At 65.4% G+C, this 12,554-nt stretch carries 6 protein-coding genes; 3 read left to right on the top strand and 3 right to left on the bottom strand.

What is annotated here, in order from left to right; all coding sequences use genetic code 11:
• The first annotated feature begins 131 nt into the window (after positions 1-131).
• The 3 genes from V6765_RS01530 (at position 132) to V6765_RS01520 (ending at position 3,602) form a co-directional block, all read left to right on the top strand.
• A complete protein-coding gene (locus tag V6765_RS01530; RefSeq protein WP_448425868.1) occupies positions 132-584 on the top strand; it encodes a MarR family winged helix-turn-helix transcriptional regulator in 453 nt (150 codons plus the stop codon).
• Positions 581-2,281, top strand: a complete 1,701-nt coding sequence (locus V6765_RS01525) for an MFS transporter (protein ID WP_448425867.1) — start codon at positions 581-583, stop codon at positions 2,279-2,281. The genes V6765_RS01530 and V6765_RS01525 overlap by 4 nt, the downstream gene beginning before the upstream one ends.
• A 280-nt stretch (positions 2,282-2,561) precedes the next feature.
• Entirely contained in the window at positions 2,562-3,602 is a 1,041-nt protein-coding gene (locus V6765_RS01520; RefSeq protein WP_448425866.1) for an HlyD family secretion protein, read from the top strand.
• Between the two features lie 39 nt (positions 3,603-3,641).
• Here the strand turns inward: V6765_RS01520 and V6765_RS01515 are convergent, their stop codons facing one another.
• From V6765_RS01515 to V6765_RS01505, 3 genes are all read right to left on the bottom strand, one after another.
• The gene (locus V6765_RS01515; RefSeq protein ID WP_448425865.1) at positions 3,642-10,373 is read right to left on the bottom strand and encodes an autotransporter outer membrane beta-barrel domain-containing protein; all 6,732 of its coding nucleotides are present in this window, start codon (positions 10,371-10,373) and stop codon (positions 3,642-3,644) included.
• Positions 10,374-10,693: 320 nt separating this feature from the next.
• On the bottom strand, positions 10,694-11,767 hold the full coding sequence (locus tag V6765_RS01510) for a saccharopine dehydrogenase C-terminal domain-containing protein (protein WP_448425863.1): 1,074 nt from the start codon (positions 11,765-11,767) through the stop codon (positions 10,694-10,696).
• A gap of 3 nt (positions 11,768-11,770) precedes the next feature.
• Positions 11,771-12,550 carry an amino acid ABC transporter ATP-binding protein gene (locus V6765_RS01505; protein WP_448425862.1) on the bottom strand — a complete coding sequence of 260 codons (780 nt, stop codon included), beginning with the start codon at positions 12,548-12,550 and terminating at the stop codon, positions 11,771-11,773.
• Positions 12,551-12,554: the final 4 nt, after the last annotated feature.

The following is a 12,554-nucleotide window of genomic DNA, read 5'->3' as shown; positions in this document are numbered from 1 at the left end:
CCGACCTGGCTCGCGCCCCGACGATAATCCTACGAGCAAACGTTAACGCCCGAGAACACCGGTCTTGCTTTTGTCAAATTTATATGTAGTATGCTAACTAATAGCTAGCTAACATATAGTGTTCTATCGACATGGCCCAGACATCGACGGAATTGCAGATCGCCTTTATCGAGGCGCTTGGCGTTGCCAGCCGCAAGATGCGCACGCTTTACAATGCGCGGGTTGCGGAGTTGGGGCTGACCTTTTCGCGCGCCCGGGTGCTGACCCTGCTTGCCAGAAGCGAGAGCTGCAATCAGAGCGCGCTTGCCTGCGAACTGGAGTTGGAGAAGCCGACGCTGGTGCGCATGCTCGACAGGATGGCGGAGCTCGATCTGATCGAGCGCGTGCCCGACCCGGATGACCGCAGGGTCAACCTGGTGCGCCTGCGCCCGCACGGCAGGGCGATGGCCGAAAAGCTGCTTGCCGAACGCGCCAGCTTTATCGGCGCCTTCTTCGTTCCGGAAGACGAAGAGGCGCTGAAGGATGCGACCAGCCTGCTGCACGCTATCGTGGGACGCATCGAACGGATGGAGCGCGAACCATGAGCGCCGTCCAGAGTGCCGAACTGCGCGAAGAGCCGGAAGAGAAAGCTGCCGAAGCGCCGGACGAGCAACCCGCGTCACCGCCGCCGCTCTATCCCGGCGCGCCGCCGATGCAGCCGCCCAAACCGTTGCCGCAATTGCTGCTCTACATGTTTGCCGCAACCGTCGTTGGCCTGACCCAGGCCCTTGGCATGTCATTCATCACCGTGTCGATCCAGCAGATCGCCGGCCCGCTGAAAGCCACGACGGCGGAGGCGACATGGCTGCTTGCCGCCTATCTGGTGCCCAATGCCAGTTTGACGCTGATGCTGTTCAAGATGCGTCAGCAATTCGGCATTCGCCGCTTCGCCGAGTATTCGATCGTTCTCTATGTGCTGATCAGTCTCTGCCATCTGTGGACCGACAGCTATCAGTCCGCGATCATCGTGCGCTTCTTTGCCGGTGTGGCCGCTGCGCCGATGTCGTCGATCGCGATCCTCTATATGCTCGAGGGCCTGCCGCGCGAGAAGAAGTTCTCGATCGGCATCTGCGCCGCGATGACGGTGATTTCGCTCGGCACGCCGCTTGCCGGGCTGATGGCGCCGGTTCTTCTGGACCATGGCGGCTGGCAGCGGCTCTATATCTGCGAGATCGGGCTTGCCCTGATTTCGCTCGCGCTGATCTACAAGTTGCCTCTAGTATCGGGCGAACGGGTCAAGGTGATCAGTCGCAACGACCTGATCGCCTTCGGCTTCCTGTTCGTGGGCATGGGCGCGCTCACCGTCGCGCTGACGGTCGGCAAGATCTACTGGTGGACGGAAAAGCCGTGGATCGGCTGGCTGATGATCCTCGGCGTCGCCAGCCTGACCATCATGGTGCTGATGGAGACGCACCGGGAAAACCCGCTACTCGACATCAGGTGGATTACCTCCGCCGAGATCATCCATTTCACCGGCGCTCTGCTGATCTTCCGCATCATTCTCTCGGAACAGTCGAGCGGCGCGCGGGCGTTTTTCATGATGCTCGGGCTCGGCAACGAGCAGCTGCGTGGCCTCTATATCGTCATCCTGCTGGCAACCATCGCGGCCGGCGCGACCTGCGCCATGCTGCTGAAGCCCGGACGGGTTGCCGCCATGCATGGCTTTGCGCTGGTGCTGCTGATTATCGGGACCTGGCTCGACAGCCATTCCACCAGCCTTACCCGTCCCTCGCAGATGTATCTGAGCCAGACCCTGATCGCCTTTGCGGCGGGCCTCTATCTGCCGCCCGCCATGCTGGTCGGCATCATGGCGGCGCTCAAACGCGGCCCCAACTATCTCCTGAGCTTCATTATCGTGTTCCTCACCACCCAGCGCATCGGGGGGATCCTCGGCTCGGCCCTGTTCGGAAGCTTCGTCACCTGGCGCGAGCAGGTTCATTCCGCAGCACTTGCGCAGGACCTCGCCGCCGGCGATCCGCTGGTCAGCCAGCGCATCGCCCAGCTTGCCGGGGCCTATGGCGCAACCATCAGCGACACGGTGGTGCGAAAGGCCGAAGGCGCGGTCCAGTTTGCAAGCCAGGTGCGCCAGCAGGCCTATGTGCTTGCCTATAACGACGCCTTCCGTTTCCTCTGCCTTCTGGCCTGCGTCGCCCTTGTCGTTCTCATCGTCGATGTCGCCTTCGAGACATGGGAACACAAGCGCGCCGCCGCCGAAGGGCTTATACCAAGGATCAGCGATTAGGACCCATATGATGCGCGCTGGAATGGCCATCCGAGTAGGAAAACACCGCAGAGCGATGCTGGAGCATCGCGCGAGGATTTTGACGCCCTCGGGGGCCATTCCAGCCGCACCCTTAAAGGGCCGGGCGCTTTTGAAAGCCTGCGTCGTTGAAAATCCTCGCCGTAGCTATGGCTACGACTGCGGCTTTCGCCTAGCCGGCTTTCAAAATCGCTCCGGTCATATGGGTTCTAATCGCTGATCCTTGGTATGACCGCCTGACAACCAAAAAAGACATTTCAAGATGACACGAATTCTCCGCTCATTCGCCACCTATCTGACGCTCGCCATCGGCATTGCCGGGATCGTCGCCCTGTTGTTTGCCTGGAACCTGCCGCCCTTCGACGGGTCGGTGGAACGCACCGACGACGCCTATGTCCAGGGCAAGGTCACGCTGCTTTCCCCGCAGCTCTCCGCCCTTGTGGCCGAAGTGCCCGTGACCGATTACCAGAGGGTCAGGAAGGGCGATCTTCTGGTCCGTCTCGACGACCGCATCTATAGCCAGCAGCTTGCCCAGGCCGAGGCCAGCCTGCGCTCGGCCGAGGCCGCGCTCGATAGCAATGCACAGGCGCAAAAGACCGCGAAGGCCAATATCAGCTCCGCCGAGGCCGGCGTCGAAAGCGCCAAGGCAAGCCTTGAAAACGCACAGTCGCAATGGGAGCGCATGGAGCGTCTTAGCGCCAAAGAGCTTTCGACCGGCAGCGACATGGACAAGGCGCGGGCAACGCTCGATCAGGCGAAAGCAGCGGTCGCGCAGGCCAATGCCAAGGTCGCGGTCGCCAAAGAGGCGCTGCAGACCACGATCGTCAACCGCCGCGCTCTCGAAGCCAGCGTGGCCGCGGCTGAGGCTGCGCGCGCGCTTGCCGAAATCAACCTGGAAAACACCAAGATCACCGCCCCGCGCGATGGCACGCTCGGCCAGGTCAAGGCGCGCGAGGGGCAGTATGTCACCGCCGGCGCCCAACTCGTGGCGCTTGTGCCGGACAGCCGCTGGGTGATCGCCAACTACAAGGAGACCCAGCTCCGCGGCATGAAGCCGGGGCAGAAGGTTATATTCACCGTCGATGCCCTGAATGGCGAGGCCTTCACCGGCCATATCGAGAGCTTCTCGCCGGCCTCAGGCTCGCAGTTCTCGGTGATCACGCCGGACAATGCCACCGGCAATTTCACCAAGGTCGCCCAGCGTGTCCCCGTCAGGATTGTCATCGATCCCGACCAGAAAGACGCCGAAAAGCTCGCCCCCGGCCTCTCGGTCGTCACCCGCGTCGACACGAGCCAGAGCTAACCGTGTTGTGAGGCGCCCCATGTCGGGGCGCCTCGAGCTTCAGAAATCGTAGGAGAACCGCAGCATTCCGGAATTGCTGGAGGTGTTCTCGGAAAACGCGCCGTCATATTCGGCGCGCAGATGCATGCCGTTGTTGAGATTGGTCAGCTCCGCGCCGAGGCTGATGCGGCCGAAGACATCGTCCATCGGCAGGGTGACGTCGAAGGTTCCCGCGCCGGCCGGGGCCGCGGTGAAACGGGCCTTGGTGGTCCAGTCGTCAGCCGACGAGACGGTCACCCCGGCCCGCGCATAGCTGCGAAGCTGGTAGGTTTCCGACAGGGCGAAGCGCGAGCCGACCTCGAAGGACGGCGAGGCCATGATCGCCCACTGGTCGCTGTCTTCCACCGTCTGGTTAAAGACGCCGGCTCCGGTTTCGGTGTAACCGCCGGCATTGGCGTAGATCAGGTCAATATCGACATAGGGCTTGGCGTAGAAGCTGTCCTGCGCGAAGGTGTAGGCCATGCGCCCGCGGGCGGCGAAGGTCGACACGTCGCTCGAGCTTGTCGCCAGACCGCCGACCGAGCCGAGGACCGACTGGCGGCTGTTGTCGAACGAGCCGTAGCTGCCCGAAACCGCGCCAGCAAAAAGCCAGGCCCCCGGATTGTACTTCAGGCTTGCGCCGACCGCGAATGTGTCGCCGTTGATCGAGGTGCGGCCGTCCGCGCCGTTGATGTCGCTGTTCTCATAAGCCGCCGTCAGCCCCATGAACAGATCATCAGCAATGGCGAACTGTCCGCCGAGAGCATAGCTGTAGGTGGTGTCGTCATAGCCGCTGACGCCATCGATCGTGCCCTGGTTGAACCGCTGGCCGCCGAACTGCGCCCAGACGCATTCCGTCTGCACGATCATCGCCGTCGGACCGTCGAAGACCGGGCAGCTCATCAGCCGGTCGAGACGCTGCTGCGCCATGCTCGCGGACTGCGATGCGGGCACCGATGCCATCGGCGAGTGGATCGCGTCGATCGCATTGGCAAGCCCGCCGCCGCCGACCTTGGCGAGTTCGGCAAAGGCGGTGCCAAAGCCCCCGCCGCCCATGTCCCAGACCCGCTGGAAATAGTCGGCGATGCGGGCGCGGTTGCCGGTCAGGCCGAAGCGCGAACCGTCGAAATCGGCGTCGACCGACAGGGCCAGCGACGAGCCTTCCTCCAGAACCTTGTAGGTGAAGATGTCATGCAGCTTGCCGGTCAGCGTGCCGGTGCGCGCGCCGTCTACCGTGAGGAAGGAGAGCTTGCGCGGCAGAAGCGAGATCGGCGCGACATCGAGCGTGCCCGCCAATGTCGCGTCCTGCTGCAGGATGAGCTGGTCGATCCGGTTGTTTTCGAAATCGGCGTCGACGACCAGCGTGCCGCTGTCCGCCTGCCGGAAATTGCCGGTCACGCGGGTTTCGCCGATGCCATTCTCGTCGCCGACAAACAGTTGACCGTGGTTGACCACATTGGCCTGCAGCGTCCGCGCGCCCCGGCTGACGCCGAAATTGTTGAACGTGCCGGCATTGTAGGGTACCGCGATGAACGCGGTCGTAGCCAGGCTCTGGGTCGCAAGGTCGTATTCATAGCCCGCGCCAGAACCGTTGCCGTCGGCGTTTTCCAGCATGACATCGCCCGCGACCACGCCGTAATTGTAGATATCGAGACTGCTGCCATCGGCCGACGACCTGTCGCCGACGAAGCGGACCGCCGTGCCGGAATAGGCGCTGATCATGGCGCCGTTATCGACGAGCAGCACGTTATCGCGCCCGCCGTTGACGAAAACGCCGGCGCCCTGATTGGTGCCGCCGCCGACCGTGCCGCCGACCTCGATGCTGATCGTTCCGAGATCGGACGCATCGGTGCTGGCAGCGCCCTGGCTCTGCGCGAAAATGCCGATGCCGTTCGAGCCGATCGCGTTGATCTCGCCGCTCTGGACCACGTTGACGTCGCCGCCGTGACCATCGCCGAACAGGCTGGTCGAGCCCGCGAACGCGCCGGAACTGTCGCCGCCGAACCCGCCGCCGCCGCCGATCGACTGCGCGACGAGGCCGAACGCGTCGACGCCGGAGACGTTGATCGTGCCGTCGAACTGGACGCCGACATCGCCGCCGTCGCCGCTGCCCTCGATGCTGTCGAACTTGCGGTCGAGCGAGAGCGTCGAGGTGGTCGCGTCGCCGGCAATGCCGCCGCCGCCGCCGACCGACTGGGCGAAGAGGCCGTGCGCGCCGCTGCCATGGGTTTCAATAGAACTGCCATTGCCCGCGATCACGGTGACATCGCCGCCATCGCCGCCAGAACCGCCGCGGCCGCCGACGCCCAGCGACAGGATGACATCGGACGCGCCGACCGCACCCATGCCGCCGCCGCCACCGACCGACTGGGCGAGCACGCCGAAGGCGCGGCTGCCATTGGTGGTGATGTTGAGGCCGGACTGGATGTTGACGTCGCCGCCATGGGCGCTTCTTCCGCCATTGCCGCCGACCTGGATCTGCAGCGTCGCGTCGCGCAGGCGGTAGGAATCCTGACCGCTGCCGATCGCGCCAAGACCGCCGCCGCCGCCGACCGACTGGGCCACCAGACCCATCGCGTCATTGCCATAGGTCGCGATGTTGGCCGTGCCGCCCTTGACGGTGACGGTGTCGCCATCCGAGCCTTCACCGCCATCGCCGCCGAAATTGGCGCCGAGCACCATCGCGCCGAAGGGGTTGTCGGTCGCATCGCCGCCAACGCCGCCACCGCCGCCGATCGATTGCAGCAGCGCGCCGTGGGCCATCACGCCGTTGGTGACGATCGCATTGGCGTTTTCGAAGGTCGCCGTCACCTTGCCGCCGTCGCCGCCGTCGCCGCCCGTACCGCCGAGCAGCAGGTTTGCCTCGCCGGTCACCCGACCGCCGGGGATGGTCGCCGCGCCGCCGAGACCGCCGCCGCCGCCGATCGACTGCGCCATGATGCCGATAGCATGATCGCCATTTGTGCCGATGGAGCCGCCGAAGGTGACGTCGACCGCCTTGCCGACGCCGCCCGTGCCGCCCGTGCCGCCAATGCCGACATTGCCCTGATAGGTTTGGTAGAGCAACGAGAGGTAGGAGCCGGCCGCGACATCATTGCCGGCGACCGAGCCGCCAATGCCGCCGCCGCCGCCGATCGACTGCGCGGCAATGCCGATGGAGCCGACGCCGGTCGTGGTGATTGTACCGTAATCGGAAATCGTCACGTCGGAGCCGTCGCCGCCGAGGCCGCCCTTCAGCCCGAGCGTCATGGAGAGCGAGCCGGTCACCGTCATCGGCGTGCCGGAAACGCCGACCTTTCCGGAAATGCCGAAGGCGCTGCCCTGCGAGGTGCCGCCGCCGCCGCCGATCGACTGCGCCACGATGCCGTGGGAATTGTCGCCCGAGGTTGCGACGCCGGCGCCATTGGCGAGCGTGACCGTGACATAGTCGCCGTCGCCGCCCGCGCCGCCATCGCCGCCGAGCTGTTTCTTGCCGGTGAAGCCGGAAAAACCGAAAGAGGCGGAAGCCCCGGTCGATGCCCGGCCGGCATTGCCGCCGCCGCCGCCGATCGACTGCGCCACGATGCCATCGGCATTATTGCCGCTGGTCACGATCGAAGCCGTATCGTTGAGCGCCACCGTGACGGTGTCGCCATTGCCGCCGGCCCCGCCCGTGCTGCCGAGCGTCTCGGCGAAGGATGCGGAGAACACGCCGGCGCCGAGGCCGCTGGTCATGGCATAGGTCCAGGAATTGCCGCCGGCTCCGCCGCCGCCGCCGATCGACTGGGCGAGAATGCCGTGCGAGCCGTCGCCGGCGGTGATTACGCCGGTCGTGCCGTTGAGCCCGACATCGACATCGCCGCCCTTGCCGGCCGCGCCGCCATCGCCGCCCGCCGAGAGCGTGAAGCTCATCGAGACCGGCACCTCAACCGGGATCACCTGGGCAATCGCCGCCGACATGGCGCGCCCGCCAATGCCGCCGCCGCCGCCGATCGATTGCGCGATGATGCCGATCGAATCCGACGTGTCGTCGCCGGCCGTGCCGGTGGAGATAATGCTGTCGGTGAGGTCGACATTGACCCGGCCGCCATCGCCGCCCTGGCCGCCCGTGCCGCCAAGCGAGAAGGTCGAGGCGAACACCAGCGATTCATTCGCGCCATAAGCCGCGCCGCCAATGCCGCCGCCGCCGCCGATGGACTGGGCGACAATGCCGTTGGCATTGGAGCCGAGCGTCGATGCCTGCAGATTGTCGAAGGCGACGTCGACCCTGCCGCCGGTGCTGCCATCGCCGGCATCCCCGCCCACCGTCAGTTGCGCAACCGTCAGCACGGCCTCACTCACCGCGTTGCCGCCCGTGCCGCCGCCGCCGCCGATCGACTGCGCGAGAATGGCCGAGGCATTGTCGCCGGCGGTGGCGACGGTCGGCGCGCCACTATAGGCGCCGGTGACCAGATTGCGGTTGCCGACGGAGACGAGACCGCCATCGCCGCCGATCCCGCCGCTGCCGCCGACGCCAACGCCGACAAGCACGCCGAAATCGAGCACGTCGCCGCCATCACCGCCGCCGCCGCCAATCGACTGGGCGGACAGGCCATAGGAGAAATCGCCGCCGGTAGAGATCGAACTGTCTTCGAGGAAGGCCTGAACCGCGCCGGCATCGCCGCCTTCGCCGCCTTGGCCGCCGACGGAAAGCAGGCCGAAACCGCCCGCGCCCGCGCCGCCGCCGCCGCCGATGGATTGCGCCAGAATGCCGGTCGAAGCGTTGCGCGAGGTCTGCACGGAGCCGCGATTGTAAACCTGGACGAGGCCGCCGGCTCCGCCGCCGCCGCCGCTGCCGCCGACGATAAGCTTGCCGCCGCCAAGCGTGCCGGCAGCTCCCCCGCCGCCGCTGATCGATTGGGCGATGATGCCGCGCGAGCCATAGCCGAAGGTCGCGATGATGCCGGTATTGGTGACGGAGACATGGCCGCCATCGCCGCCAAGTCCGCCATCGCCGCCAAGGCTGATGATCGAGGCGACCGGCAGGTCGCCCGCGCCGCCGCTGCCGGCGATCGACTGGACCAGCATGCCGGGCGCCAGATTGCCGCTTGTGAAAATGAGGCCGGCATTGGACGCGGTGATCGCGCCGCCGTCGCCGCCCTGTCCGCCGGCGCCGCCGGCCCCGAGCACGGTGACGAAATCGCCGCCGGTGCCTCCGCCCCCGCCGATCGACTGCAGGGCAATGGCCGCGGCATAATCGCCGGAGGTCTCCGTTTCCGTGCCGCTGTCGGTCGCAAAGGTGATGCGCCCGCCATTGCCGCCGACGCCCCCGCCGCCGGTCTGGCCGACAAGCGCGGTATCGTCGCCGCCATCGCCGCCGGTCCCACCGATCGATTGGGCGAGAAACCCATAGGCAGACGTGCCGGACGTGGTGATCGACGCGGTATCGTAGATGCCGACGGAAACGCGGCCGCCATTGCCGCCATCGCCGCCGGAACTGTCGCGCGAGCCGTCCTCGCCATCGCCGCCGTCGCCGCCCTTGCTACGCATCACGACGCCCGAAATCGCCTCGCCCTGGGTGGTGATGTTGGCGCTGCCATGCAGTTCGACCTTGCTGAGGCCGGCAACATCGCCGCTGGTGTCGCCGGCATTGCCACCGTTGCCGCCCTTGTTGCTGCCGGGCGCCTTGCCGCCATCGCCGCCCTGACTGATGGCGACCACCGCGCCGGAAAGCCCGTCGACATGATTGTCGGAAACGATATGGATGTCGTTGTTGACATAGACTTCGACCTGGTACCCGGCTTCTCCCTTTCCGCCCTTGTCGCTGTTGTCTTCGGAATCGCGACCATCACCGCCCTTGCTCAGCGCATAGATGCCGCGCACGCCGTCACCGGAGCCATTATGGTCGTTCCAGTAGATGTCGATCGTGCCATTGTTGGTGACGGAGATATTGCCGCCCGTGCCGCCATTGCCATTGTCATGGCCGCCCTTGTTGCCTTCGGCGATCGCGGCAATGCCCCAGCCGAAATCGCGGCCGTCGATATGGGCGCTGCTCGTGCCGAGCGTGATCGCGCCATTGTTGACGATGGCCATATCCTTTGCGTCGCCGCTACTGCCACCGCGCTGGTTGCCGACCGTCGAATCCTGGTCGCCGCCCTTGCCGGCATGGGCAAGCGCATAGATGCCCGCGCCGCCGTTCGGAAGCGCCTGCTGCAGCGAGACGGTGGAATTGTTCTCGATATAGATCGTGCCGCTGTCGCCGCCGCGTCCGCCATCATCGCCGCCGGCGCCGGTATCGTCTTCGTCGCCGCCGCCATGGCCGCCGAGGCTCTGGACGAGAATGCCGTAGACCTCGTCATTCGACGATCCGGCAATGGTTATCGGGGCGTAGTTGTAGACCGAGAGATTGCCGCCATCGCCGCCATCCGTATGGCCGTCATCGTCGCCGTCGCCGCCGCTGGAGGAAAGCGCCAGACCATAGCGTCCGTCATCGCCGATGGTGATCGTGCCGTAATTGTCGAGCCGGTAATCGGGGCCATCGTCGCCATTGCTGTCGTCGTCGCCATCATCGCCTTCGCCGACCAGCGGATAGCTGGCCGTGTAAGTGCCGCTCGAAATCGTGCAGGAACTGGCATCGTCGGGGGAGAGGCAGAACACCGTCTGCGCCCCGGCTGACGGCGGCATCAGCAGGGCGAGCGCGGAGACCGTTGTCAGGAGAAGCGCTGCCCCGGTCGCTCCGTTGTTTCCGCGAACCGCGCCGCGCTTGCCCCCCAGACGCTTCCAACCCTTGGCCATCAGTCTGTCCTCGTCCCTCAGTTCGCCGCAGCGGCGACGTCAATAATGGAAAAAAGTGCATGATGGCTGTAAAGAGCGGGCCGAAACCGGTCAACGCGTCGCCGATGAAACGGCCGTTTCACTCGATGAATCGGCATGAAGGCCGGAGCCGTCACCCGACAGCCCCGGCCCTCTGCAAATCAATAAGCGTTTCGAAGCCCGAATTTCGGGGCGGCGCGCTAAAAGCGGATCTTCAGCCCGGCATTGACGCCGTTCTCGCTGAGTGGCGTTCCCTCGATGGAAAACGTCGCGTCGTGATCATCCAACCGCGGTTGTCGCGTTCAGGCCACTAGCAGCCGCTTGAGGAAAGGGTTTTCCAGCAATTGTTCGCTCTCGATACGATTGTGGGCCACCATGCCGCTTGCGCCGAACGCGCCCTTGCGCAGAAGGTCGATCAGGCTTGCGGCGTAGGCCGCGGCGACCGAGGTCATGGCGTTGAACGGCTGATGCCGGTCGGAGCGGAAGCGCAGCGACAGTGACCGTTCGGCGGGACGGTTGCGATGCGTGCTGCGCGCCGTCAGGAACAGCAGGAGTTCGTCCTCGTCAATGACCGGCAACCCGTTCATCAGCAGCGATCGCAGCATGTCGCGGCGTGTTTTCAGTCTCAGATCATCCAGCAGGAAGCGCATGTAATCCAGATGGCCGGGATAGCGCAGGGTCTTGAAGGTGACGTTCCGCACCCCCGCCTCCAGATAGGGCGCGAGGTCGGAAAGGCCGCGCGCCGTGGTGAAGCACTCATAGACCGTGCCGTCAAGCGTGACCTTTTCCAGATGCTCCAGCGGGTTCAGGAACACCGCCTTGCCGTCCTGAACGGCTTCGCAGGCGCGGGTATATTCCTCGATCATCGCGTCGATGTCCCAGATCTGGCCGTAACCCAGCCGGTTGGTTGGGTAGCGGGGCAGGGCGCCCACCCGGATCGTCAGATCGCTGATCGTCCGCCCGGGCTCCATCAGCCCCGAGGCAATGTTGTCCACCAGCCCCGGCGCCACGCCTGCGCCCGAAAGCACCAGGCGCGTTTCGGCAAGCCGTTGCAGCAGGGAAAGATTTTCAGGCCGCGCCGGGGAGAAATCCAGAAAATGCGCGTGTGAAGCGCCGGCGAGTTCGGCAATGCCGGAGGCAGCCCAGTCGGGGGCGGCGGCAACGATCAGATCGCTCCCGCGCGCCTCGGCCGGCATTTTCTCATTCGGGCGCTGGCGCAGCGCCTTCACCGGAAGGCCGAGGGCGGCAAACGCGTCGAGCGCCTCCTCGGAAGGGTCGATGATCGTGAGGTCGATGTCGCCCGTGAGACACAGCGTTGCCGCAAGCGCCGAACCGACCTTGCCGGCGCCGAAGATCGCAACCTTGAACCTGTCCATGATCTACCCCCTGAAACGGGAAACGAAGGCCTGAAGTCTCGGGTTCTGCGGATTGAGGATCACCTGTTCCGGCGAACCGGTTTCCGCGATCACGCCCTGGTCCAGAAACAGGACCCGGCTCGAGACATCGGCGGCAAAGGCCATTTCGTGGGTCACGATCGCCATGGTCATGCCGTCTTCGGCGAGCTTGCGGATAACCGCGAGGACCTCGCCGACAAGTTCGGGATCGAGCGCGCTCGTCACCTCGTCGAGCAGCAGCACCTCCGGCTCCATCGCCAGCGCACGGGCAATCGCGACGCGCTGTTTCTGGCCGCCGGAAAGGTGATTGGGGTAGGCGGCGTGTTTTTCGGCGAGACCGACCTGGGCCAGAAGGTCCATTGCGTGCGCGATGGCTTCCTTCTTCGGCTTCCGGCACACGATCACCGGCCCTTCGATGACATTTTCCAGCACCGTCTTGTGCGGAAACAGATTGAAATGCTGGAACACCATGCCGACATGGCGGCGAAGCGTGCCTATACCGATCTTGCCGCCGGCATCGCGGAAGCTTGCGCCAACATCGCAACCGCGAAAGCGGATCGTGCCGCCGGTCGGCGTCTCCATCACGTTGAGGCAGCGGATGAAGGTGGACTTGCCGGAGCCGGACGGGCCGATCAAGGCGACCACCTCGCCGCGCGTCAGGGTCAGGTCGATCCCCTTCAGGACCTCGTGAACGCCGTAGCTTTTCTGAAGGCCGAGAGCTTCGAGAACCGGCGCGCCGGTCTGGCTTTGCTGTGTCATGTTCATCTTC

The organism is Martelella sp. FOR1707, assembly GCF_053484265.1.
The sequence above is the reverse complement of the archived record's forward strand: the minus strand, read 5'-3'. Positions and strand labels throughout refer to the sequence as shown.